General features: G+C 68.8%; 24 protein-coding genes. 12 read left to right on the top strand and 12 right to left on the bottom strand.

The features are described from left to right. Nucleotides 1-30 precede the first annotated feature (30 nt). Together O9344_RS11200 and O9344_RS11195 are read right to left on the bottom strand one after the other, a co-directional pair. Nucleotides 31-1,311, bottom strand: coding sequence for a flavin-dependent oxidoreductase (locus tag O9344_RS11200; RefSeq protein WP_298476707.1), 1,281 nt, complete (start codon nucleotides 1,309-1,311; stop codon nucleotides 31-33). Nucleotides 1,312-1,393: 82 nt separating this feature from the next. Continuing rightward, nucleotides 1,394-1,936, bottom strand: coding sequence for an NUDIX hydrolase (locus tag O9344_RS11195; RefSeq protein ID WP_298476704.1), 543 nt, complete (start codon nucleotides 1,934-1,936; stop codon nucleotides 1,394-1,396). Between the two features lie 329 nt (nucleotides 1,937-2,265). On the opposite strand from O9344_RS11195, the gene O9344_RS11190 reads away from it, so the two are divergent. Then, complete coding sequence (locus O9344_RS11190; RefSeq protein WP_298477043.1) at nucleotides 2,266-2,592, top strand: NIPSNAP family protein; 327 nt, start codon at nucleotides 2,266-2,268, stop codon at nucleotides 2,590-2,592. 46 nt (nucleotides 2,593-2,638) lie between these two features. Here the strand turns inward: O9344_RS11190 and O9344_RS11185 are convergent, their stop codons facing one another. From O9344_RS11185 to O9344_RS11155, 7 genes are all read right to left on the bottom strand, one after another. Beyond that, nucleotides 2,639-3,004: a hypothetical protein gene (locus O9344_RS11185; protein WP_298476701.1), complete on the bottom strand. Its 366-nt coding sequence runs from the start codon at nucleotides 3,002-3,004 to the stop codon at nucleotides 2,639-2,641. Nucleotides 3,005-3,186: 182 nt separating this feature from the next. Beyond that, nucleotides 3,187-3,555, bottom strand: coding sequence for a nitrile hydratase accessory protein (locus O9344_RS11180; RefSeq protein ID WP_298476698.1), 369 nt, complete (start codon nucleotides 3,553-3,555; stop codon nucleotides 3,187-3,189). Next, nucleotides 3,552-4,214: a nitrile hydratase subunit beta gene (nthB, locus tag O9344_RS11175; protein ID WP_298476695.1), complete on the bottom strand. Its 663-nt coding sequence runs from the start codon at nucleotides 4,212-4,214 to the stop codon at nucleotides 3,552-3,554. The genes O9344_RS11180 and nthB overlap by 4 nt, the downstream gene beginning before the upstream one ends. Continuing rightward, entirely contained in the window at nucleotides 4,211-4,897 is a 687-nt protein-coding gene (gene nthA, locus O9344_RS11170; protein ID WP_298476691.1) for a nitrile hydratase subunit alpha, read from the bottom strand. Before nthA ends, nthB begins: the two co-directional genes overlap by 4 nt. An 81-nt stretch (nucleotides 4,898-4,978) precedes the next feature. Beyond that, nucleotides 4,979-6,709 carry an AMP-binding protein gene (locus O9344_RS11165; protein WP_298476688.1) on the bottom strand — a complete coding sequence of 577 codons (1,731 nt, stop codon included), beginning with the start codon at nucleotides 6,707-6,709 and terminating at the stop codon, nucleotides 4,979-4,981. 91 nt (nucleotides 6,710-6,800) lie between these two features. Continuing rightward, nucleotides 6,801-7,082, bottom strand: a complete 282-nt coding sequence (locus tag O9344_RS11160; protein ID WP_298476685.1) for an EscU/YscU/HrcU family type III secretion system export apparatus switch protein — start codon at nucleotides 7,080-7,082, stop codon at nucleotides 6,801-6,803. After that, nucleotides 7,079-8,602 carry a flagellar hook-length control protein FliK gene (locus tag O9344_RS11155; protein ID WP_298476682.1) on the bottom strand — a complete coding sequence of 508 codons (1,524 nt, stop codon included), beginning with the start codon at nucleotides 8,600-8,602 and terminating at the stop codon, nucleotides 7,079-7,081. Before O9344_RS11155 ends, O9344_RS11160 begins: the two co-directional genes overlap by 4 nt. Nucleotides 8,603-8,757: 155 nt before the next feature. On the opposite strand from O9344_RS11155, the gene O9344_RS11150 reads away from it, so the two are divergent. Both O9344_RS11150 and O9344_RS11145 read left to right on the top strand, forming a co-directional pair. Then, complete coding sequence (locus O9344_RS11150) at nucleotides 8,758-10,824, top strand: OmpA family protein (protein WP_298476679.1); 2,067 nt, start codon at nucleotides 8,758-8,760, stop codon at nucleotides 10,822-10,824. Between the two features lie 10 nt (nucleotides 10,825-10,834). Further along, a complete protein-coding gene (locus O9344_RS11145; RefSeq protein ID WP_298476676.1) occupies nucleotides 10,835-11,602 on the top strand; it encodes a hypothetical protein in 768 nt (255 codons plus the stop codon). 277 nt (nucleotides 11,603-11,879) lie between these two features. On the opposite strand, the gene O9344_RS11140 is transcribed toward O9344_RS11145, so the two are convergent. Both O9344_RS11140 and flhA read right to left on the bottom strand, forming a co-directional pair. Next, nucleotides 11,880-12,293, bottom strand: a complete 414-nt coding sequence (locus tag O9344_RS11140) for a tautomerase family protein (protein WP_298476673.1) — start codon at nucleotides 12,291-12,293, stop codon at nucleotides 11,880-11,882. Between the two features lie 114 nt (nucleotides 12,294-12,407). Further along, nucleotides 12,408-14,531, bottom strand: coding sequence for a flagellar biosynthesis protein FlhA (gene flhA, locus O9344_RS11135; RefSeq protein WP_298476671.1), 2,124 nt, complete (start codon nucleotides 14,529-14,531; stop codon nucleotides 12,408-12,410). Between the two features lie 169 nt (nucleotides 14,532-14,700). On the opposite strand from flhA, the gene O9344_RS11130 reads away from it, so the two are divergent. The 6 genes from O9344_RS11130 (at nucleotide 14,701) to O9344_RS11105 (ending at nucleotide 20,391) form a co-directional block, all read left to right on the top strand. Continuing rightward, a complete protein-coding gene (locus O9344_RS11130; protein ID WP_298476668.1) occupies nucleotides 14,701-15,078 on the top strand; it encodes a hypothetical protein in 378 nt (125 codons plus the stop codon). Nucleotides 15,079-15,201: 123 nt separating this feature from the next. Beyond that, on the top strand, nucleotides 15,202-16,902 hold the full coding sequence (fliF, locus tag O9344_RS11125; protein WP_298476665.1) for a flagellar basal-body MS-ring/collar protein FliF: 1,701 nt from the start codon (nucleotides 15,202-15,204) through the stop codon (nucleotides 16,900-16,902). Nucleotides 16,903-16,904: 2 nt separating this feature from the next. Then, nucleotides 16,905-17,984 (top strand): flagellar motor switch protein FliG, encoded by a 1,080-nt coding sequence (fliG, locus tag O9344_RS11120; RefSeq protein WP_298476662.1) that lies wholly within the window; start codon nucleotides 16,905-16,907, stop codon nucleotides 17,982-17,984. 10 nt (nucleotides 17,985-17,994) lie between these two features. Continuing rightward, the gene (locus tag O9344_RS11115; RefSeq protein WP_298476658.1) at nucleotides 17,995-18,636 is read left to right on the top strand and encodes a FliH/SctL family protein; all 642 of its coding nucleotides are present in this window, start codon (nucleotides 17,995-17,997) and stop codon (nucleotides 18,634-18,636) included. A gap of 50 nt (nucleotides 18,637-18,686) precedes the next feature. Continuing rightward, a complete protein-coding gene (fliN, locus tag O9344_RS11110) occupies nucleotides 18,687-18,998 on the top strand; it encodes a flagellar motor switch protein FliN (RefSeq protein WP_298477040.1) in 312 nt (103 codons plus the stop codon). A gap of 13 nt (nucleotides 18,999-19,011) precedes the next feature. Continuing rightward, complete coding sequence (locus O9344_RS11105; protein ID WP_298476655.1) at nucleotides 19,012-20,391, top strand: sigma-54 dependent transcriptional regulator; 1,380 nt, start codon at nucleotides 19,012-19,014, stop codon at nucleotides 20,389-20,391. Here O9344_RS11105 and O9344_RS11100 read toward each other — a convergent pair. Beyond that, entirely contained in the window at nucleotides 20,382-20,552 is a 171-nt protein-coding gene (locus O9344_RS11100; protein ID WP_298476652.1) for a DUF2256 domain-containing protein, read from the bottom strand. The two genes, O9344_RS11105 and O9344_RS11100, sit on opposite strands and share 10 nt — an antisense overlap. Nucleotides 20,553-20,650: 98 nt before the next feature. Here O9344_RS11100 and O9344_RS11095 point away from each other — a divergent pair, with 98 nt between their 5' ends. The 3 genes from O9344_RS11095 to O9344_RS11085 all read left to right on the top strand — a co-directional run bounded on the left by O9344_RS11095 (nucleotide 20,651) and on the right by O9344_RS11085 (nucleotide 24,072). Next, nucleotides 20,651-21,382 (top strand): SDR family oxidoreductase, encoded by a 732-nt coding sequence (locus O9344_RS11095; RefSeq protein WP_298476649.1) that lies wholly within the window; start codon nucleotides 20,651-20,653, stop codon nucleotides 21,380-21,382. 3 nt (nucleotides 21,383-21,385) lie between these two features. Next, nucleotides 21,386-22,960 carry a cryptochrome/photolyase family protein gene (locus O9344_RS11090; protein WP_298476646.1) on the top strand — a complete coding sequence of 525 codons (1,575 nt, stop codon included), beginning with the start codon at nucleotides 21,386-21,388 and terminating at the stop codon, nucleotides 22,958-22,960. Nucleotides 22,961-23,067: 107 nt separating this feature from the next. Continuing rightward, a complete protein-coding gene (locus tag O9344_RS11085; RefSeq protein ID WP_298476643.1) occupies nucleotides 23,068-24,072 on the top strand; it encodes a nitronate monooxygenase family protein in 1,005 nt (334 codons plus the stop codon).

Here is a 24,072-nt window from a genome sequence, read left to right as displayed (position 1 = left end):
TTTTGTTGTGACGGGGGGTGCGGCCGGCCGTCAGCCGATCCGGGCGCCGGGAGCGATCGTCGGCGGCGCTTCGTTCAGCTGGTTGATGGCAAAGCCGGCGGCCGCCTTGTAGCCGGCCATGAAGGCAGTGCGCTCCTCCGCGGGGATGACCGCGTCGATGTCGTCGAAGGTGCCGCCGCAGCGCTCGTCCACGAGGTTCAGCAGGCCGAAGGGCCCGGCGCCGCGGTTGCGCAGCACGAGCTGGGAGACCGGCCCGCAGAGCCGCGCATCGTAGGCGGCGAGGGCCGCCGGTGTGAGCCCTTCAGCGAGGAGCGAGGCACCGAGGATGCGCGCGTCCATGATCGCCTGGCTCGCCCCGTTGGAACCGGTCGGATACATGGCGTGGGCCGCGTCGCCGAGAAGCCCCACCGGCCCATCCTGCCAGGTCGGCACCGGGTCGCGGTCGATCATCGGGTTCTCGTAAGCGCCGTCCGAGCCGCGGATGAGGGCCGGTACGTCGAGCCAGGGCCAGCGCCAGTCCTCGAAATGGTGGATGAAGTCGTCGATGCCGACTTCGCGGAACCAGCCGCGCTGCTTCCAGCCCTCGCCGGCATCGACCACCACCTCGGCAATCCAGTTGATCATGGCGAGGCCGGTTTCGGGATCGGGATGGGAGATCGGATAGATCACCATGCGATGCCGGTGGGTGCCGAGGCCGATGAAGGACGCTCCGGTGCGAATGGGCCTGGCGAGGCTCGTGCCGCGCCACATGAGGGCGCCGCCCCAGTGGATCGGCGGCTGGCCGGGATGCATCTGCGCGCGAACAGCCGAATGGATGCCATCGGCGCCGATCAGCAGGGCGCCACGCTCCTCGAAGCGCGCGCCGTCAGCGGTCTCGACCAGGGCGACGACGCCGTCGGCCTCCTTGCGGTAGCCAGTGATGCGGCAGCCGAGGCGCACGGCGTCCGCTCCGGCGCGGTCGACGAGGGTCTCGTAGAGCATGACGTGGAAACGGCCGCGATGGACGGCATATTGCGGCCAGTTATAGCCGGCGAGGCGGCCGCGCGGCTCGGCATAGATGTCGTTGCCGTTGAGGCCGACGAGGGCCCATTCGCGCGCGGGCACGCCGACCTGGTCCAGCATGTCCTCGCCGATGCCGAGGTCGCCCAATTCGCGCACGGCGTTGGGCTGGATGTTGATGCCGACGCCGAGCGGGCGCATCTCGCGCACGCCCTCGAAGACCGTGAAGGGGACGCCGATCTGGTGCAGGGTGAGGGCGGTGGCGAGGCCACCGATGCCACCGCCGGCGATGAGGACGCGCTTGTCGGACATGGGGTGCGATCGGACGAGAAGAGGCGGCGGGCCGCCGGGCCTCGTCCTTTAACGCCTCGTCGCGAGGCCTGCGAGTCCAACGTCAGGCGAGCGTGATCGCGCCCGAGCCGATGGCGGCCTGCTCCGCCGCGCTCTGCGTGGCGAAGGCCCGCACAATCGCGGCGAGTTCGGTATCGCTGACCATGTCGGCGGCCTCTTCGACCGGCACCCAGCGCCGCTCGCGACGTTTGCGCTCCGGCCAGGAGGAGCGCTGCTTCTGCACTTCGAGCGCATAGACGTCGACGGCGCAGCGCACGGTCGTGCCGTTGGAGAGCACCTTGTCATAGCCATAGCGGCCGATGGGACGGCGACTCGTGCTGCCCTCGACACCGGCTTCCTCGGAGGCCTCCGTCGCCGCGACCTTGCGGGGTGCGAGCTTGCCCATGGGCCAGCCCTTGGGAATGATCCAGCGCCGGGTTGTGCGCGATGTGATGAGCAGGACCTCGACAGCGCCGTCGTCGCCGACACGAAAGGGCAGGGCGGCATATTGCAGGCGGTTGCGGGGCTCGGTGTCGGCCGACGCTGTAGCCGCAGGCGCCATGCCGCCTTCAGCGATGTCTTCGGTTTCTCCGTCAGGTCCCGTCATCGTGGCGCTCCGTCGACTCGCCCCGCTGGGCCTCACGCATAAAGTCGAATCATCTGGACAAATTCGAGACAGCGACTCTGTCATAAAAATGTCATTAAGCAATCAGGCCCCCGATGGGGAGGGGCATGCTGTCGCAAGTGGATATAGCGGCGCTTTGTTCCCGGAGCCGTGCGTTCTCAAAGGGGCGCTCGTGCGGGAGCGGGACCGCCGCGATCGCCCGGCCGTCGCGCGGCGCCGTTACGGCGCGGCGGGGGTGCCCTGCGGCCACAACGCTTGGCCGGTGGCCTCGGGCTCGGGCACTCTGTCGCTCCCCAAAGGGAGGACCAATGATGATTTACGAACTGCGCGTCTACACCTGCCTGCCGGGCAGGCTTCCCAAGCTCCTGGCGCGCTTCCAGGACCACACGCTGAAACTCTGGGATAAGCACGGCATCCGCCAGGCCGGCTTCTTCACCACGGTGATCGGTCCGTCGAACAACGACCTGACCTATCTCGTCGCCTGGGAATCGATGGCTGAACGGGAGCGCAAATGGACCGCGTTTCAGCAGGATCCGGACTGGATCGCAGCGCGCAACGCCAGCGAGGCCGACGGGCCGATCCTGTCCAATGTCGCGAGCTCGTTCCTCGCGCCGACGGCCTTCTCGGCCGTCAAGTGAAGGCGGCGTGGGGCCGGCCAGGCGTCGCCCGGCCGGCCCCGTCCGATTACTCGACGACGGCGCGGGTCTCGCCGCTGCCGCGGTTGTAGAACAGCGTCACCCGGGCGATGCGGCACAGGTTGACGTTGCGGAATTCCACCGGAGTTTCGTCGTCGTACACGACCTTGATGTCATAGCGGCAGGCCGTCGTGTCGACGGGGAAGCTGACATTCAGCGTCATGCCGTTCTCGAGGCTGTTGTCGCCCATGAGGTCGTCGCCCCAGTTGTTGGCGGAGGTGGGGCTCACATAGACCTCATCGATCGTGTAGCCGGTCTGGTTCACGATGGCGAAGTCCTGCCGGGCCTGGGCATTGGCTTCGCCGGCCACGGAAAGGAAGAGGGCGGCGAAGGCCGCGAGCAGCAGAGCGCGCATGGGTGTCTCGAAGGGGCCGCACGGCGCCGGGGGTGCCCGGTATCCGGTCCGTGGCGGCGGCAACAGGAGTGACGGCACCTGGGCCGGACGTTGAGAGCAGCCATTCCCGAAGGTCAAGCCATCGGTCGTCTGTGGCGGTGGCCTAGACCAATTGGCCTAGCCCAAAGCGGCGGTGAGCGGGCTCACTGGCCCGGCAGGACGATGGGCTGGCCATGGGGCGTGGCCGCTGCTGCGGCATGCCAGGCCTCGGTCGTGGCCGCGATCGCCGCGGGCGTGGCGACGCCGCGGCGGATCATCAGCCCCTCCAGCGCCTTCAGCCAGTGGCGGTAATAGGTCTCGCCGGTGTCCGGGTCGCCATCGGCCTGTGCACGGGCGATCTCGGCCGACAGGGCCTCGGCCCATTCCGGCCAGGTGAAGAGGCCCTTCTGGTGGAGGGTCACGGCCAGGGCAAAGGCGTGCGCCTCCCAGGGCTCGCGGAAGACCGGCCCCTCGGCGTCGCAGGGAATGTGCGGCAGGGCGGCAAGGTCGGGTTGTGCAGCGGTCACAGTCATGCGGGGCTCAGGTAGCTCTCCCAGGCGTCGACGGAGACGCTGGTCGCGGGATCGGCCTCCGCGCCGAAGAGCTCGGTGCCGGCGAAGCGCACGGTGTAGAGCCATTCGGGCGCCTCGCCGGCGAGGGTGGCATTGGCGTCGGCGAAGACATGGACGCCGTGGCAATGGGTGATCGTGCCGGTCTTGCCTTGGGCATAGCGCGGCAGGCGCGTATGGCCCCGCGGGATTGCGGTGGTCGATGTCTTCACGCGGTCGCCGACGGCGAAGCGGGCGGGGCCGCTCGCTTCCCGTTCCGTCGGGCCGCCGCGGGCGAGCACCGCCGGCACATTCTGCGCCGTGAGCACACGCGCCACGGGCTGCGGCGGATCGACGGCCTTGCCGGCTGCCAGATCCGCTGAGGTGACGAGGCCGCGGTCGGCCATCAGCCGTTCCAGCCCGCCGATCCAGATCTCGTAATAGCTCATGCCGAGATAGCCCGACTGCTGCTCCCGTGCGGCGCGCGACTGGTCGATGGTCCAGGAGCCGGTGGCGCCCATGGCGAGGGTGAGGGCGAGGGCGCGAGCCTCCCAGGGGGCGTGGAACAGCGGCTCGTCACGCTCGGGGACGACGGCACCGAGGTCCTTGCGACCGCCGAGGTCGGCATGGGTGACATAGGTCATGCCGCCGTCTCCGTGGCACGGGCGATGCCGGTGCCGATCATGGCGTCGCGGGTGACGAGGGCAGCGAGCGCGTCCTCGGACATGCCCTCCGTGCCGGCCGGCCGCTCGGGGATGACGAGGTAGCGGACTTCCGCCGTGGAATCCCAGACCTTGATCGCCTTGGCCGCCGGCAGGGTCACGCCGAAATCGGCCAGCACGCCGCGCGGGTCGCGCACGGCCTTGGCGCGGTAGGGCGCCGACTTGTACCAGACGGGCGGCAGGCCCAGGACCGGCCACGGATAGCAGGAGCACAGGGTGCAGACGACCATGTTGTGGGTGTCGGGCGTGTTCGCGACCGCCACGAGATGCTCGCCCTGCCGGCCCATATAGCCGAGTTCGGCGACGGCGGCCGTCGCATCCTTCAACAGCCGGGCCCGATAGGCCGGGTCCACCCAGCTCTTTGCGACGACGCGGGCACCGTTATGCGGGCCGACCTTCGTCTCGTAGGTCTCGATCAGGACGTCGAGCGCTGCCGGGTCGACATAGCCCTTCTCGACCAGGATCGTCTCCAGCGCCCGGACGCGCGCATCCATGGGCGACAGTTCGCTGTGGTCGTGATCGTGGTCATGCCCGTGGTGATGGCCGTGACCATGATCGTGATGATGCTCGTGGTGGTCGTGGTCGTGGTCGTGGTCGTCGTGCATGGCGCGCTCCGGGGCCCGCAGGTTAGCGGCACCCGGAGACGATGCAACCGGCGCGGCGGGATGACCGCCGCGCAGGAGCGATCAGGCCTTGGCCTTGGCGAGTTCCTCGGCGCGCAGGTCCTTGCGCAGGATCTTGCCGACATTGGTCTTCGGCAGTTCCGCTCGGAACTCGACCAGCTTCGGCACCTTGTAGTTGGTCAGGTGCTCCTTGCAGAAGGCGCGAACCTCCTCGGATGTCAGCTCCGCGCCGGGCTTGACGACGATGAAGGCCTTCACCGCCTCGCCCGCCGCGCCGTCCGGCACGCCCACCACGGCGACTTCGAGCACCGCCGGGTGCTTGGCCAGCGTGTCCTCGACCTCGTTGGGGAAGACGTTGAAGCCGGAGACCAGCACCATGTCCTTCTTGCGGTCGACGATGCGGAAATAGCCGTCGTCGTCCTGGATGGCGATGTCACCGGTATAGAGCCAGCCGTCGCGGACGGTGCGGGCGGTGTCCTCGGGCTTGCGCCAGTAGCCGGCCATGATCTGGGGGCCCTTGGCGATCAGCTCGCCGGGCTGGCCATGCGGCACCTCGCGGCCCTCGTCATCGACGCATTTCACGTCGGTGGAGGGGACCGGGACGCCGATCGTGCCTTCCTTCACCGCATCCATCGGGTTGAATGTGATGACCGGCGAGGATTCCGTCAGGCCGTAGCCCTCGAAGACGGGCGTGCCGGTGACCTCCTGCCAGCGACGCGCCACGGCGTCCTGCAGCGCCATGCCGCCGGCGCAGGAGCTCTTCAGCGTCTTGGGCGGGTTGTCGCGGAACCAGGGTTCGTTGTTCAGACCATTGAACAGCGTGTTGACGCCGGTCAGCATCGAGATGGGATATTTCTCGAAGGCCTTCTGAAGGTTGGTCAGCGGCCGCGGGTTGGGCACCATCACGTTGTGCGCGCCGAGGTACCAGAAGCCCAGCATGTTCACCGTGAAGGCGAAGATGTGATAGAGCGGAAGCACCGTCAGGATGGTCTCCTCGCCCTTCACCATGTTGGAGGCGACCATTTCCAGCGACTGGGCCATGTTCATCACGAGATTGCCGTGGGTGAGCATGGCGCCCTTGGAGACGCCGGTCGTGCCGCCGGTGTACTGGAGCACGGCGAGCGTATCGAGCCCGACATTCTCGGCATAGGCGGCGATCGCGGTGCTGGCCTTGCGCGCTTCGCCTGCGGAGAGCGCCGCGCGGAACGTGGTGTGGGCCACCGGCACCGGCTTCACCGACTTGTCCTTGTACTTCTGCACAAGGCCGACCAGCGTGCCCTGCAGCCAGGGCATGAAATCGGTGATCGAGGAGACCACCACATTCGGCACCTTGTGGATGCCGAAGGCCGCCGGCAGCTTGTCGGCGAACATGTCGATGATGACGAGCACGTCCGGATCGCCGTCGGCGAAGACCTTGCCCATCTCTTCCGCCGTGTAGAGCGGGTTGATGTTGATCAGGACGCAGCCGGCCTTGAACGTGCCGAAGGCGACGATCGGAAAAGCGAGGGCATTCGGCGTCTGCAGGGCGACGCGGGCGCCCGGCTGAAGCTTCAGCACATCGCGCAGGTAGAGCGCGAAGGCGTCCGACCAGCGGTCGATCTCGGCATAGGAGAGGGAGCCACCCATGCCGTTCGGCAGGCAGAGCGAGAAGGCCGTCCTCTCGCCGTAGGTGCGCGCCACGGAGCGGACCATGGCCGCGAGGTTGGGATGCGGTGCCTCGTCGATATTGTGCCGCATGCCGACGGAGTAGAATTTCGTCCAGGGCCGACCAGGGGCGGCTTCGACGGTGGTCATGCAATCCTCCCGGGGATGTTCTTGGACTTTAGCCTATAGTCCAAGCGCGTTCGGCCCGCCAGCGGACCAAATGCCGCCCGAAAGAGTGAGGTCAGCGCAGTTTTCCAGCCGCGCGCAGCACGAAGCCAATGACCTCCGCCACCGCCCGGTAGAGCTCCTCGGGGATGTGGTCGTCGACAGCGACACCGGCCAGCGCTTCCGCGAGGATCGGATTGCCCTCGATGGCCACACCATGCTGGCGGGCGGTTTCGATGATCTTTTCGGCGACGAGGCCCCGCCCTGAGGCGATGACGCGCGGTGCCGCGTCCTTGCCGATCTCGTATTCCAGCGCCACTGCGATGGCAGGCTTTCCGGTGGTCGGCGCCTCGCTCATGACGACCGGTCCAGCCGGTGGGGCATCGCAGCCGTTGGCTTGGGATCGGGCGGGCGTCCCTCTGCGATGACCAGCCGGTCGATGGCGAAGGCGGAGGCCTCAAGCGCCTCGGAGAGATTGGCGCGTTCGGCGTCAAGCGCCGCGGCCGTGCCGGCGCGCTCGGCCCATATGTCGACGCCGACATGGCCGTCGCGCCAGCGGATGGCGGCGTGGAGCGGCCCGAGCGGTTCAGCGTCGAGGGACAGGCGCATGGTCCAGCCACGCTGCGCCGGTGAACCGGGGCGGCGGTCGTCGGGTTCCGGCGGGTCGCGATGGATCTGGAACTGGGCGATGGCGGTTTCGGCGCCGAGCCGGATCGGCACCTCCATCTGCAGGGTCTGGGCCGGCGCCTCCGGGCGCGGCGTCTGGCTGTCAGGCAGCGAGGCCGCCTGCAGCAGCGTGAGACGCGCCAGCGCCGCCTCCGTGCGCTCGGTGAGGGTGCGCGCAAGCTCACCGGCCGGGACGCCATCGGCCAGCGTCGCCGGCTGCGGCGGCTGGCCATGGGGGAGCGCGCCGCGCAGCGGCGGCTTCTCGTGCGCGGCGGGCTTCGGCGTTTCGCCGGACGTGTCGGGGAGGGTGGCTGTCCAGTCGGTCAGCGCCGAGCGCAGCCGCAGCAGCGCCGTCTTGAGGTCGGGCGGAAGAGGAACGCCCTCGGGCAGGGCGGCGAGCCGCGCCTCCATCAGCGTTCCGGCATTGGCGAGAGCCGCCTGAAGCCCTTTCGGCGTCGCGAGGCTCTCCGGGGAGACGCGGAAGCCGAGGACCTCCGCAAGGGCGTTGGCGACAGGCTGCGGCAGGAGGCGCGCGTTGGCGCCGCGGCTCGCTGCGCCGAGATCGGCAAAGAGCGTGGCAAGGCTCTCCTGCCGCCCCGCGGCGGCACGCACGCCTTCGGTCACCGCGACCTTGAGGGCGGCGGGCGAGGTTTCGGTCTCGCCATCGAGCGCCGCGAGGGTCGTTGGCGGCGCTGCCCGGGCCGCGAGCGCCACGCGCGCGCCATCGCCGAGTTGCGCTGTCGTAGCGGGGACGAGACCACGGGCGAGCAGGTCGACGACCGCGGCGGCGACGGTCGCCTGAGCGGGCAGGGGAAGGGGAGCGCCAGCCGGCGAGGGCGAGGCGGCCGGCTCCGGAGCGGGGGCCGCGGGTGTAGCCGGCAGTCCGGGCTGGGGCGTGGTCGATGGAGGCGTTGGACCAGATGCGGCCGGGCCGGTGGTCGTGGCCGGCATGGCCAGCATGAGCTTCACCGCGCCGCCGTCCTGCTGGACCGTCAGGTTCAGCGTCGTGCCGGGCGTCAGCGGCCGGTCGGTTTTCACGTCGAGCGTCCCGCCGCCGACCATGAGCCGGGCGAGGCCCTCGGCGGTCATGGCCGCGACCTTCACCGCGACGGTGTCACCGGCCTTGAGGCCGAGCGCTTCCAGCGCGGCAGCGGGGGTGCCGGCGGTGAGGGCCGTGACGGCCGGACTTGACCTGATGGCCTCGACGTTCACGCGATCCTCCCGGACTGGAGGCGGAAGCGCAGCCTGCGCCCTGAATAATGACCGATTCGCAAAGGCCGATCTTGACTCCGCGCATCTTCCGTAAGGAGATTTCGCCGTTCCGGACAGCCGGCGCGTGTCGGTGGCGATGGAATGAGGGTGAGTTCATGTTGCATCAGCCGCGTCGCTGGCTTCCCGGTCTCCTGCCGCTGGCGCTGCTCGCCGGCTGGGCGCTGTCATGGAAACAGGAGGCCATTGAGGCCGATCTCGGCCGCCGCGCGACCGAGGCGATCGGCGCGGTCTCCACCATCGACGGCAGGCCGTGGGCGCAGGTCAGCATGCGCGGCCGCGACGCCGTCATCACCGGCACGGCTCCGGAGCTGGACGCGTCCTCGCGCGCCGAGGACCTGTCCGAGGCGCAGTTCGGCATCCGCCGCGCCGATGCCGCCAACGATTTCCTCGCCCCTGCCAATCCCTTCGGTTGGTCGGCCCGGCGCGTGGGGCAGATCATCGTGCTGTCCGGCCAGGTGTCGCCCGATGGCGCCCGTGCCCGGCTGGTCGAGGCAGCCCGCAAGGCGTTCCCCGGTGCCGAGGTCAGCGACCTCATGACCCTCGCCCGCGACATTCCCGCCGCCGCCACCCGCGCCGCGGAGATGGGCATCGCCCAGCTCGGCAAGGTCACGCCGGGCTCGGCCAGCATCGCCGGCGCCGCCTTCCGCTTCACCGGCACGGCCGCCGACGCAGCCGCCAAGGCGGATATCGAGCGGGCGCTCGCCACGCTGCCGCAGGGCGTCACTGCCGGCGGCATCAATGTCACGGTCCCGGCCCCCGCGGCGGCCGAGCCGCCGCCGGCCCCGGCGGCCATCCTGCCGCCTGTTGCCGACTGGTCGGCGATCAAGGCGGAGGACGGCGCGATCCGGCTCGAGGGATCCGTCCCCTCCGAAGAGGCGCGCCAGCGCATTCTCGCCGCCGCCCGCGCCGCAACGACGGGCCCTGTGACCGACGCCATGGCCGTGGTTCCGACCCTGCCTGCGGCGCTGGAAGCCAAGGCCCTTGCTGCCATCGAACAGCTCAAGGGCCTGGCGAACGGCACGGCGCGCATCGCCGGCACGGTCTATTCCTTCACCGGGGTCGCCGCGAACCCTGAGGCCTTCGAGACACTCGCCGCCGCTGTGCGCGGCCGGAACGACGGCTACACCATCGGCGATCTGATCGTGGCGCCGCCCGTGGTCAGTCCCTTCACCTGGAGTGCGCGACGCGGCCCCGACGGCGTGGCGCTGATGGGCTTCGCGCCCTCCGCCGAGGCGAGGGAGCGGGTCATGGCGCTGGCGCGCCGCCTCGCGGGTGGCACAACCGTCTCGGACGAGACGCGGATCGCCTCCGGCTTTCCCAGCGGCGTCGATTTCGCCGCCCTCACCGAGACGGCGCTCACCCAGCTGTTCCGGCTGGAAGAGGGCTCAGTCCAGCTGACGGGGAACCGCCTGACCCTTGCCGGGCGCGCGGGCAATGCGGTGCTGGCCGAACAGGTGCGCGAGGCCATCGCCCGCCTCGGGGCGCCCGTCGTCGGCGTCACGGATATCGCCGTGCCGGTCGCCGACATTCCACCGCCGCCGCCCCCGCCGCCGCTGGCGATCGACCTGACGCCGCCGCCGCCTCCGCCGGCCCCAGCGCCACCGCCGGTGGAGGTCGACGCGGCCATGCCGCCTCCGCCGGAGGTGCCGCCACTCGCGGCCGACCTGATCCCTCCTCCTCCGCCGCCGCCGCCCCCGCCTCCGGCGCCGGCTCCGGCCTCCGTTTCCGGTGGCGTCGCGCTCGCGACCCCGGCCGCTCCGCCGCCACCCCCGGCGCCGCCCGCACCCCGGCCGAACTGCTCGGTCATCATCCAGACGGCGCTCGAGGGCGATCGCATCCTCTTCGACTACTGGCGGGCCGAGCAGAAGGCCGAGCATGGCGCCGTGCTCGATCGGCTGGCCGCCGCCATCAAGCGCTGCGCGCCGGATGAGCGGATCGAGATCGCCGGTCATGCCGACATCCACAACTGGACCGGCGGCAACCAGAAGCTCTCCGAGGACCGCGCTGGCATCATGCGGGATGAGCTCCTGCGGCGGGGCGTTGCCGCCGAGAGCCTCGTCGTCATCGGCTATGCCGCGACGCGGCCGGTGGCCCCGAACGACAGCGAGGCCGGCAGGGCGCTGAACCGGCGGGTCGAGTTCCACGTGCGGCCGCGCAACTGAGGAGGGGGCGATGCTCTATCTGATCCAGACCTTCGCCCTTCTGCTCCTCGTGGCCCTCGTCGGCGGGCTTGCCGTCGGCTGGGTGACTTCCGACAAGGAGGACGAGGGCCCAAGCGCGCTTGCAGCGGCGGCCATGATCGCCTTCGCGCTGATGGTGGTGGCGGCGGCGCTGAAATGGGTGCCGGGCCGGCCGGGTCTGTGGCTCGACACGGCCGTACTCTTCATCGGCGCCTACCTTATCGGCTGCGTCGTCGGCGCCTTCCTGCGCGTCTTCACCGACAAGGTCGAGGACAGCGTCGGCTCGCCGCTGGGCGACATGGTCGGTGCCGCGACCTCCACTGCCGGGGCCGTCAAGGCGGTGGCCGAGGCGACGGGGTCCGTCGCGCGCCTCGGCGGCGATGCCGCCGAGCGGCGCAACGCGGCGGCGGTGGCCGCCACGCCGGCGCCCCCTCCGTCCGCCGCGGAGGCCATGGCTCAGGGCACCAAGCCTGCGGGCGCGACAGCCCCGCGCGCCGGCAAACCTGACGAGCTCGAGCTCATCCTTGGCATCGGCCCGCAGAACGAGCGCAAGCTCCATGAGCTCGGCATCTTCCATTTCGACCAGATTGCCGCCTGGACGCCCCAGGAGGCGCTGTGGGTCGGCGGCTATCTCGCTTTCCCGGGCCGCATCGAGCGGGAGGACTGGATCGGCCAGGCGAAGCTCCTCGCCAGCGGTGGCACCACCGCCCATGCCGACAAGGTTCGCCGCGGCGAGATTTCCAGCACGCCGGATGCCTGAAATGACGAAGCCCCGGCCAGGGCCGGGGCTCGCGGTGCATCGGCGCTCGCCGCTGCGTCAGGTGAGGTAGTGGACGCCTGCGACGATGATCAGGGTCCAGACGACGAAGTTGGCGGTGATCGTGGCCGCCACGGCCTGGGTCGGAGACATGCGGTGCTCCATCGCAGAGAGGTTGCCGGGGCAGGAGCCCCATGGCCGCCCGTTGTAGCGGAGCCGCGCCTGCCGTCGAGGAAAGCCTGAAGGAAGGGTTAATCGCCCGTGCCGTCGCGGGGCGGGGTCAGGCTGCCTGCGACAGCCGGCCGGCGATGTAGCGATGCTCCTGCGTCCGGCCGCCGAAGCCATAGGCCTCCGCCCGGACATCATGGACATAGACGTAGCTCTCCGGATGGAGGTCGCCGAGGAGGTCGGCCATGGCGGCGAAGATCGCCGCGACATAGGCCGCCTTCTCGTCCTTGGTGTTGGTGCCGTCGACGATCTTGATATCGAGGAAGAAGGAGGCCTTGCCCTGTTCGGCGAGGGAGGGGCCGGCAACGAACCAGTGCGTCGCCGGCACCATGTCGATGGTGACGGCGGTCAGGTCCGGGCGCTTGCGCAGGATCTCGGCAGTGAGGCGGACGACGGTGTCGGCGATGGCCCGCGGGGCGGGCGCGGCGGCGGCGGGCGTGGAGACCTTCATCTGGATGATGGGCATGGGATCCTCCGGGAACGGCGCCGGTCATCGGCGCGGGATCACGATCGATCCGTTCCCAGCGGGAAACAATCATCCGACATCACGTCTCAGTTGTGATGATTTGGAATAAGTGCCTCAGACACTGCCGACGGTCTTGAGCCGCACGCGCGGGTGGATCTCAGCCTGGCTCAGCACCGGTGTCTGGGCGCGGAAGCGCTCGACGATGGAGCGTACGAAGGGCCGGATGCCCGGGCTAGTGAGGAGGATCGGCGCTTCGCCCATCCGCGCGGCGTCCTCGAAGGCGTCGCGGACCAGCATGATGAATTCGGACAGCCGGGAGGGCTGCATGGCCAGCTGGCGGTCGTCGCCCTGGCCGACGATGGAGTCGGCGAAGGCCTGTTCCCATTGCGGCGACAGCGCGATGAGGGCGAGCCCGCCGTCCATGCCGGCGAACTGGGCGCAGAGCTGGCGGGCGAGACGGGTGCGCACATGCTCGGCGATCTGGCTCGGCGAGCGGGTGAAGGCCACCGCCTCGGCAATGCCCTCGAGGATGGTCGGCAGGTCGCGGATCGAGACGCGCTCGGTGAGCAGGGCCTGCAGCACCCTCTGGATGCCGGAAATGGTGATCTGGCCGGGGACGATGTCCTTGACGAGGTCGCCCTGCTCCTTCGGCAGCTCCTTGAGCAGCTTCTGCACCTCGGAATAGCTGAGGAGGTCGGCGACATTGGCCTTGAGGATCTCGGTGAGATGGGTCGAGAGCACGGTCGCCGCATCGACGACGGTGTAGCCTCGCACGCTCGCCTCTTCCTTCAGCGCCGCATCGACCCAGGTCGCCGGCAGGCCGAAGGTCGGCTCGGTGGTGTGGACGCCAGGGAGATCGACCCGGCCGCCGGCCGGGTCCATGACCATGTACTGCATCGGCCAGATCTGGCCCTGGCCTGCATCCACCTCCTTGACGCGGATGATGTACTGGTTCGGCGGCAGCTGGACGTTGTCGAGGATGCGCACCGAGGGCATGACGAAGCCCATATCGGCGGCGAGCTGGCGGCGCAGCGCCTTGATCTGGTCGGTGAGGCGGTCAGAGCCGCCCTCGGACTGGACGAGCGGCAGCAGGCCATAGCCGAGCTCGATCTTCAGATCGTCGATCTTGAGGATGGAGGCGATGGGCTCCTCGGATGGCGGGGCCGCGGCGGCCGCCGCCTCGTTCGCGACCGTCGCCTCGCTCTCCCGCGACAACCGCTTGGCCTCCTCGCCGAGCGTGTAGGCGGCATAGCCGGCCAGCGCGGCGAGGCCGGCGAAGGGAATGAAGGGAATGCCGGGCAGCAGCGCCATGGCACCCATGACGGCGGCGGAGAGGCCGAGCGCCTTGGGGTAGCCCGTGAGCTGCTTCATCATGGCCTGGTCGGCCGATCCGGTGACGCCGGCCTTGGAGACGAGCAGGCCCGCGGCGGTCGAGATGATCAGCGCGGGGATCTGGCTGACGAGGCCGTCGCCCACTGTCAGGATCGTGTAGGTGCGGGCCGCCTCCATGAACGGCATGCCCTGCTGAGCGACGCCGATGATGAGGCCGGCGATGATGTTGATGAAGGTGATGAGCAGGCCGGCAATGGCGTCGCCCTTCACGAATTTCGAGGCGCCGTCCATGGCACCGTAGAAGGCGCTCTCGTCCTCCAGCTCCTTGCGGCGGGTCTTGGCGGTCTTCTCGTCGATGAGGCCGGCCGACAGGTCGGCGTCGATGGCCATCTGCTTGCCCGGCATGGCGTCGAGGGAGAAGCGCGCCGCGACCTCGGCGATGCGGCCCGAGCCCTTGGTGATGACGATGAAGTTCACGATCACCAGGATGGCGAAGACGATGATTCCGATGACGAAGGAGCCACCCATCACGAAATTGCCGAAGGCTTCGATGACGTGGCCGGCCGCCGCCGTGCCCTCGTGGCCATGCGACAGGATGAGGCGCGTCGAGGCGAGGTTCAGCGCCAGCCGCAGCATGGTGGCGATGAGCAGAACCGTCGGGAAGGACGAGAATTCCAGCGGCTTGTGGATGAAGAGCGCGGTCATGAGGATCATGACCGAGGAGATGATCGACACCGCCAGCATCACGTCGAGGATGATCGCCGGCAGCGGGAAGATCAGGATGATCAGGATGCCGATGACACCCATGGCCATCCACAGGTCGGGACGGCGCAGCCAGGCAGCCACGTCACCGGCATTCATGCCGATGGCGTTCGATGGCCGCGGTCCTGACGTCACATCGGTCATGCGTGATCCCCGGCCCGCAAAGGTGAACGGGCCCGGCAAGATTTGCCCAGCGCGTGGTTAACGGCGGGTTAAGGAGGCGCGCCCGCGCGGGATTGCCGCAGAACGGGAAGCGGGGACGCCAGTCCACGCGTCCATGCTATGATCGACCACCGAAGGAGAAGGGCAGGGCATGAGCGGATTTCGTCTGTCGGGAGCCGGTGGCACGCCGGGCGGCCTGATACCTTTTTTCGTTGGCCTCGGTATGGCTGTCGCCGGCGCCTACATGCTCACGACCCAGGTCTCCGTCCATGGCGGCTCCTGGACGATCGGCGGCTATTCCGCCTTCGGATTGTCGCTAATCCCGTTGCTTTTTGGCATCGGCGTGCTGTTTTTCGACGGCTCCTCGCGCCTCGGCTTCCTGCTGGTTTTCGTCGGGCTGGTCATCATCGCCGCCGGAATCCTGATGAACCTGACCATCTATTTCGTGCCGACGAGCCTGTTCAACACGCTGATGATGCTCGGGCTGACGGCCGGCGGGATCGGTCTTGTGTTGCGGTCGCTGCGGTAAATTCGCCCGATCGACCCAAAACGCTTAACGTCGTTAACCATCCGGTAACCACCCACCCGGCAAATCTTGCCCAGCGGTTCGGCGCAGCGCCGGACGAAGCTTCATCGGGCGGCTGGTGGCGTCTTGAACGGCATATTGGAGTTCACGAAGAAACTGGGAGCCCCGCGGCTGGCGGCCATGGGCGCGGTCTCGCTCGGCCTCATCGGCTTCTTCGTCTACATCATCCTGAGGATGAGCCAGCCGCAGATGGCGCTGCTCTTCTCCGACCTGACGCTTGAGGATTCCTCGGCGATCGTGAAGGAGCTGGAGCGCCGCCAGGTGCGCTTCCAGCTGCGCAATGAAGGCGCGCAGGTCTTCGTGCCGCAGGAGCAGGTGGCGCGCGTTCGCCTGCAGCTCGCCGAGGGCGGCATGCCGCGCGGTGGCGGCGTCGGCTACGAAATCTTCGACAAGGGCGACGCGCTCTCCTCGACCTCCTTCGTCCAGGGCATGAATCAGCTGCGCGCCCTGGAAGGTGAACTCGCCCGCACCATCCGCGGCATCGAGCGGGTGCAGAGCGCCCGTGTCCATCTCGTCCTGCCGGAGCGGGCGCTGTTCTCCCGCGAGCGCTCCGAGCCCTCGGCGTCCATCGTGCTCCGGGTGCGTGGCGGCCTCGAGCCGGCGCAGATCCGCGCCATCCGCCACCTCGTCGCATCCGCCGTGCGGGGCCTGTCGCCGCAGCGCATCTCCATCGTCGACGAGGGCGGCCGCCTTCTTGCCGACGGGGCGGGCGACGCCTCGGGCATGATGGGCTCGACGGTGGACGAGCGTAAGGCCGGCCAGGAGCGTCGCCTCCGCGAGCAGGTCGAGAGCATCATCGCCTCGGTGGTGGGGCCGGGCCGCGCCCGCGTCCAGGTCACCGCCGACATGGACTTCAACCGCATCACCCAGACGCTCGATGACTTCGATCCGGAGCGCCGCGTCGTGCGCTCCACCCAGACCCGCGAGGAGCAGTCGAGCTCGAACGAGGGCCGCGACGGCCAGGTCACCGTCGGCAACGAACTGCCCGGCGCCAACCAGGGCGGAGCGGGTGGCAACAATTCCCGCGAGGCGAGCCGCAAGACCGAAGAGACGGTCAATTACGAGATCGCCCGCACCCAGCGCACCGAGGTGATCGAGGCGGGCCGGGTGAAGCGCGTGTCGGTCGCTGTGCTGGTCGACGGCATCTATGCCCGCGACGCGCAGGGCAACGTCAACTACCAGCCGCGCTCGGCCGAGGAACTCGACCGGATCGGCGCGCTGGTGCGTTCGGCCATCGGCTTTGACCAGCGCCGCGGCGACCAGATCGAGATCGTCAACCTGCGCTTCGCCGAGGCGCCGCAGCTCGCCGCCCCTGAGGCCCCGAAGCCCTGGTGGATGGTCTATGACTTCACCAAGGACGACATCCGCTATGCCATCGAGCTGGGGGTGCTGCTGCTCGTCTCCCTGCTCGTGTTGCTCTTCGTCGTCCGTCCGCTCATGCGCCGCATCATGGCGCCGGAGGAGGAGCGCGCCATCGCCGTGGCGGCCGCAGGCTCGCGCAGCAGCGGCGGCGGTTCGAGCGGCGGCAATGCCGGCGCCGAGCCCGGGCAGGAGACCGGCGAAGGCGCGACCGCCGGCAAACTCGCCGCGCCGCCGCTCGTCCCCGGCATAGAGAACGCCACGATGAAGATGATCGAGATGGCGCAGATCAAGGGCGAGGTGCACCAGGCCTCCCTCACCAAGGTGAGCGAGCTCGTCGACAAGAACCCCCACGAGACCGTGGCCATCATTCGTCAGTGGCTGAATGACGGGGAGCCGAAGCAGTGACCGTGGCCCAGATCCAACGCGACGCCGAGTTCACCCAGGCCCTTGCTGCTCTCGCCAACGACGGGCGCGTGAACACCCTCGCAGCCAAGGGCCTCACTGGCCAGCAGCGTGCGGCGATCCTCATGCTGACCCTCGGTGACAAGGTCTCGGCGCGCATCTGGAAGCTGCTCGACGACGACGAGATCCGCGTGCTCTCGATCGCCATGTCGCAGCTCGGTACCGTCGAGCCGGAGGTGGTCGAAAGCCTCATGCTCGAATTCGTCGGACGCCTGTCGGCAGCCGGCGGATTGATGGGCAATTTCGATGCGACCGAACGTCTGCTCGGCCAGTTCATGCCGCCCGAGCGCGTTGCCATGTTTATGGAGGAGATCCGTGGCCCGGCGGGCCGCAACATGTGGGAGAAGCTCTCCAACGTGCAGGAGCAGGTGCTCGCCAACTACCTGAAGAACGAATATCCGCAGACGGTCGCGGTCGTGCTCTCCAAGATCAGGCCGGAGCATGCAGGCCGCGTCCTCGCCATCCTCCCCGAGGAGTTCGCTCTCGACGTGGTCGGCCGCATGCTGAAGATGGAGGCGATCCAGAAGGACGTGCTGGAGCGCATCGAGCAGACGCTGCGCACCGAGTTCATGTCGAACCTTTCGCAGACCTCGCGGCGCGACAGCCACGAGGCCATGGCCGAGATCTTCAACTCTTTCGATCGCCAGACCGAGACGCGCTTCCTCACCGCGCTGGAGGAGCAGAACCGCGACTCCGCCGAGCGCATCAAGAACCTGATGTTCACCTTCGACGATCTCGCCAAGCTCGATGCGGGCTCGGCCCAGACGCTGGTGCGCCAGGTCGACAAGGACAAGCTCGCGGTCGCCCTCAAAGGCGCCAGCCAGACCATGCGCGACTTCTTCCTGGCGCAGATGTCCACGCGCGCGGCGAAGATGATGCAGGACGACATGCAGGCGCTGGGTCCGATGCGCCTCAAGGACGTCGACGAGGCCCAGGGCATCCTGGTCAACCTCGCCAAGGATCTCGCCGCCAAGGGCGAGATCATGATCACCAAGAATCGCGCCGACGACGAACTGGTCTTCTGAGGAACGGAACGTGGCGGCACCGGTCAAATTCCTCTTCGACACGGAATTCGCGCAGGAGGCGAAACGCGCCGCCGAGCCGAAGATCGCGCTCACGGATCATCACCAGCTCCTCGCGCTCGCGCGCCAGGAGGGCCATGCCGCCGGCTTCGTCGCCGGCGAGGCGCAGGCCATGGGGTCCATCGAGCGGCAGCGGGCGCTTGCGCTCGGTATGCTCGGCGAGCGGCTCGACGGTTCCGTCGCAGCGCTGGAGCGGATCGAGGGCCGGCTCGAGGCCGAGGCCATCGACATCGCCGTCGCCGTCGCGAACAAGCTCGCCGGCACGCTGGTGGCGCGCGAGCCGATGGACGAGATCCGCCGCCTCGTCGCCGATTGCTTCGCCAATCTGCGCGGCGTCCCCCATCTCGTCGTGCGCGTGAACGACGCCCTGCTCGACGACGCCAGCACCGAACTGACGCGTCTCGCTTCCGAGCGCGGGTTCGAGGGCCGCCTGGTCATCCTCGCCGAACCGTCCATCGCGGTCGGTGACTGCCGCATCGAATGGTCGACGGGCGGCATCATGCTCGACCGCGACGAGATCGCCGCCCGCATCGCCGAGGCGGTCGGCCGCTACATCGCCTCCAGCCATGCCGCCGCGACCGGAGACTTCTCATGAGCAATCCGAACGAACCCGGCATGCCCCTCCCTGATCTCGAAAATGAGGGCATGGACGTTGTGCCCGGCGCGAATGCTGGCTTCCCCGTCGACGACGACGGCGACGATGGATCGAAGGAGGCCGCCGATCTGGAGGCGATCTTCGACGTGCCCGTCAATGTCTCGGCCGTGCTGGGGCGCTCCCGCATGGATGTGGGCGAGCTTCTCAAGCTCGGCCCGGGGACGGTGCTGGAGCTCGACCGCAAGGTCGGCGAGGCCATCGACATCTACGTGAACGACCGTCTCGTCGCCCGCGGCGAGGTGGTGCTCGTCGAGGACCGCCTCGGCGTGACCATGACCGAAATCATCAAGGCCGAGCGTTGAAGGGACCGAAACGATGCGACTCCTGATCGTCGGAACTCTCAAGGGCCAGCTCTCCATCGCCACCAAGATGGCGGTGGAGAAGGGTGCGGCCGTCACCAATGCGGAGGACGTGGAGACCGCCCTCCGCGTCATGCGCGCCAAGGGCGCCGACCTCGTCATGGTCGATGTGGCCGTCGATGTGCGCCAGCTCGTCCAGGCCTTCGCCGACGAGATGATCGCGGTGCCGGTGGTGGCCTGCGGCACGTCGAACGATGCGCGCGCCGCAGTTGCCGCCATCCATGCGGGGGCCAAGGAATACATCCCCCTGCCGCCTGATCCGGAGCTGATCGCCGCCGTACTGGCGGCGGTGGCGGATGATGCCAAGCAGCTCATCTACCGCGACGAGGCCATGGGCCGCGTCGTCCAGCTTGCCAACCAGGTGGCGGCCTCGGAGGCCTCTATCCTCATCACCGGTGAGAGCGGCACGGGCAAGGAGGTGCTCGCCCGCTATGTCCACGCCAAGTCGAACCGCGCCAAGGCGCCCTTCGTCGCGGTGAATTGCGCGGCGATCCCCGACAACCTCCTGGAGAGCGAGCTCTTCGGCCACGAGAAGGGCGCCTTCACCGGCGCTGTCGCCCGCCGCGTCGGCAAGTTCGAGGAGGCCAATGGCGGCACGCTGCTGCTCGACGAAATCTCGGAGATGGACATCCGCCTGCAGTCGAAGCTGCTCCGCGCCATCCAGGAGCGGGTCATCGACCGCGTCGGCGGCACCCGCCCTGTTCCGGTGGACATCCGCATCCTCGCGACCTCCAACCGCAACCTGTCGGAGGAGGTGCGCAAGGGCACGTTCCGCGAGGACCTGCTCTACCGCCTCAACGTCGTGAACCTGAAGCTGCCGCCGCTGCGCGAGCGGCCTGCCGACATCCTCGAACTTGCCGGCCATTTCGCCAAGAAATATGCCGAGGCCAATGGCATGCCACCGAAGGTTCTGTCGGCGGAAGCCCGCCGCCAGCTCACCGTCGCCCGCTGGCCGGGCAATGTCCGCGAGCTGGAAAACACGCTGCACCGTGCGGTGCTGCTGTCGACCGGTCCCGAGATCGATGTCGACGCCATCCGCACGCCGGACGGCGCCCGCCTCGACGAACGCCGCGGACCGGATGCCGTGGCGGCGCAGGCGGCGATTGCGGCAGAGGCCGTGACGCGCGGCCTCGTGGGCCGGACGGTGGCGGATGTGGAGCGCGACCTTATCCTCGACACGCTCGGCCACACGCTGGGGAACCGGACCCATGCCGCGAACATCCTCGGCATCTCCATCCGGACGCTGCGCAACAAGCTGAACCAGTATGCCGACGAGGGCCATGCCATTCCGCCGCCGCCGCAGGGCGAGGCGCGCTATGAGGCCCGCTACGGCTGAGCCTTTTGCCCGCCCTTCGCCGGGCGGGCGCCGCGGCAGCGGTCCGAGCAATAGCGAACCTCGTCCCAGACGCGCTCCCACTTCTTGCGCCAGGCGAAAGGCCGGCCGCAGGTGGCGCAGGTCTTGGTCGGCAGGTCCGCCTTGCGGATCATCTTCGCCACGCTGGCCCTCCCTCGCCTGAACCGCCCCCCGCCCTGAGGCGTATCACCCTCAACCGCGGGCCCGAGCATCGGGCTCGGCGGGCGGCAGGCAGGGCATCATGGCGGACACCTATCTCATCTACGGCGGCGCGGGCGGCATCGGATCGGCGCTGGCGCGGCGCCTGCGCGCCAAGGGATACGGTGTGCATCTCGTGTCCCGTGACGCCAACCGCCTCGCGGCGCTCGCCGGTGAGATCGGCGCCACCTGGTCGGTTGCCGACATCGCCGACCGCGACGCCATCGCCGCGGCAACGGCTGCCGCCGGTCCGAGCCTCGCGGGCCTTGCCTATTGCGTCGGCTCCATCAACCTGAAGCCCGTGGCGCGGCTGACGGATGCCGATTTCACCAGGGATTTCGAGATCAATGCGCTGGGCGCGGTCCGTGCGGTCCAGGCGGCTCTTCCCGCGCTGAAGGCCTATGAGGGCGAGAGCGCTTCCATCCTGCTCGTCTCGACGGTGGCGGTGGCGCAGGGCTTCTCCGCCCATGCCTCCGTCTCCATGGCCAAGGGTGCCGTCGAGGGCCTGACCGTCGCGCTCGCCGCCGAGCTTGCGCCGAAGATCCGCGTCAATTGCGTCGCCCCATCGCTCACCCGCACGCCGCTGGCGCAGGGTCTGACCTCCAATGACACGATGGCCAAGGCGATTGCCGCGCTTCACGCCATCCCGCGCCTCGGCGAGGCCGACGATGTCGCCGCCCTCGGCGCACTGCTGCTCGACCGCGAGGCCGGCTGGATCACCGGCCAGATCATCGGCGTCGATGGCGGCCGTTCCATGCTGCGCACCAAGGGCTGAGGCGTGGCGGTTCTGCGCGTCGTCCTCGGCGACCAGCTGACGCGGGAGGTCGCGGCCCTTGATGGGCTCGATCCGGCCTCGGACTTGGTGCTGATGATCGAGGTGGCGGACGAGACCCGCTACGTGCCGCACCACAAGCAGAAGATCGTCTTCATCCTCTCGGCCATGCGCCACTTCGCCGAGGACCTGAAGGCCGAGGGGATCACGGTCGATTACGTCCGCCTCGATGACCCACAGAACACCGGCAGCTTCACCGGCGAGCTCAAGCGGGCGCTGGCCCGCCACAGGGTCGACCGCATCGTCGCGACCGAGCCGGGCGAGTGGCGCGTGCGCGCCATGATGGAGCAGTGGGGCGCCGTGACCGGCCTGCCCGTCGAGATCCGCGAGGACGACCGCTTCATCGCCTCGCGCGGCCGCTTCGCCCGCTGGGCCGAGGGCCGCAAGGGCTTCCGCATGGAGTTCTTCTATCGGGAGATGCGGCGGGAGACGGGCCTCCTCATGGAGGAGGGCGAGCCGGTCGGTGGGCAGTGGAACTTCGATTCCGACAACCGCAAGCCGCTGCCCAAGGGCGCCCGGCCGCCCTCCCGGCTGCGCTTTCCCCCCGATGCCATCACTCAGGAGGTGATGGCCCTCGTCGCGGCACGCTTCGCCGATCATTTCGGCGATCTCGAACCCTTCGGCTGGGCGGTGACCCGCGCCGATGCCCTCAAGGCCCTCGACCATTTCATCGCGGAGGCGCTGCCCTCCTTCGGCGATGTCCAGGACGCGATGAAACGTGGCGAGCCCTTCCTCTATCACGGCCTCGTCTCGCCCTATCTCAATGCCGGCCTGCTGACCGCCCGCGAGGTCTGCATCGCGGCGGAGATGGCCTATCGCAAGGGCGCCGCGCCGCTGAACGCCGTCGAGGGCTTCATCCGCCAGATCCTCGGCTGGCGCGAATATGTCCGCGGCATCTACTGGCACCAGATGCCGGCCTATGCCGAGACCAATGCGCTGGGCGCAGAGCGGCCGCTGCCCTGGTTCTATTGGTCGGGCGAGACGGACCTTGCCTGCATCGCCGAGGTGGTCGGCGACACCCGCCGGAACGCCTATGCCCACCATATCCAGCGGCTGATGGTGACCGGCAATTTCGCGCTTCTGGCCGGCATCCGCCCGGCGGAGATCGAGGCTTGGTATCTCGCCGTCTATGTCGACGCCTTTGACTGGGTGGAATTGCCGAACGTCCACGGGATGGTGATGTTCGCTGATGGCGGGCTTCTCGCCTCCAAGCCCTATGCGGCCTCGGGCGCCTATATCGATCGCATGTCCGATTATTGCTCCGGCTGCGCCTACGATCCCAAGGTCAAGGTCGGGGAGGGGGCCTGCCCCTTCAACCTGCTCTACTGGCACTTCATCGATGCCAATGCGGGCAAGCTCAAGGGCAACCCGCGCATGGCCATGCCCTACAAGACCTGGGAGAAGATGGAGGCAGGCCGCAAGGCGCAGATCCTGACGGAGGCCGAAGCCTTCCTCGACGGACTGTCGCCGGAGCCGGCCAAGCCGGTGGCGAAGGCTGGACAGATGGCCCTGGACCTCTAGGCCCGGACGGCCTCCGCCGTCCGGCGGGGCTTCCCTCACGTCGGTCGATCGGCTTTCATGCGTCGTGTCGATACACGTCACGAAACAATTGGTCCGGAACGCTCCCCATGGCTCTTCCCGCTTCGCTTGCCAGCCGGCTCCAGCTGCCGCTGATCGGCTCGCCGCTGTTCATCGTGTCGAACCCGGACCTCGTCATCGCCCAGTGCAAGGCCGGCATCGTCGGCTCCTTCCCGGCCCTGAACGCCCGGCCCGGCCCGGTGCTGGAGGACTGGCTGAAGCGCATCACCGAGGAGCTCGGCGCCTATGACGAGGCGCATCCGAATGCGCCCTCCGCGCCCTTCGCGGTCAACCAGATCGTTCACAAGTCCAACGACCGGCTCATGCACGACATGGAAATGTGCGTGAAATACAAGGTGCCGGTGGTCATCACCTCGCTCGGCGCCCGGCCGGAGATCAACGAGGCGGTGCATTCCTATGGCGGCATCACCTTCCACGACATCATCAACATCAATCACGCCAAGAAGGCGCTTGAGAAGGGCGCCGACGGCCTCATCGCGGTGGCGGCCGGCGCCGGCGGCCATGCCGGCACGCTGTCGCCGCTGGCGCTGATCCAGGAGATCCGCGAGTTCTTCGATGGGCCCCTGGCGCTGTCCGGCGCCATTGCCACCGGCCGGTCGATCCTCGCCGCCCAGGCCATGGGCGCTGATGTCGGCTATATGGGCTCGGCCTTCATCGCCACGAAGGAGGCCAATGCCTCGGAGGCCTACAAGAACGCCATCGTCGAGAGCACGGCGGGCGACATTGTCTATTCCAACCTCTTCACCGGCGTGCACGGCAACTATCTGCGCGCCTCGATCGTCAATGCGGGCATGGATCCGGACAACCTGCCGGAGAGCGATCCCTCCAAGATGAGCTTTGGCTCGGGCGGGTCGGAGAAGAGCAAGGCCTGGCGCGACATCTGGGGCTCTGGCCAGGGCATCGGCGCGATCAAGGCGGTGGAGAGCGCTGGCGAATTCATCGCCCGGCTGAAGCGCGAATATGCGGACGCGTATCGCAGCCTTCAGGGCCTCACCTCCTGGCCGCTCAAGGCCTCGCAGCGCCTCGCCAGCTGA

Source organism: Phreatobacter sp., assembly GCF_027532945.1.
Taxonomy (GTDB): domain Bacteria; phylum Pseudomonadota; class Alphaproteobacteria; order Rhizobiales; family Phreatobacteraceae; genus Phreatobacter.
The sequence above is the reverse complement of the archived record's forward strand: the minus strand, read 5'-3'. Positions and strand labels throughout refer to the sequence as shown.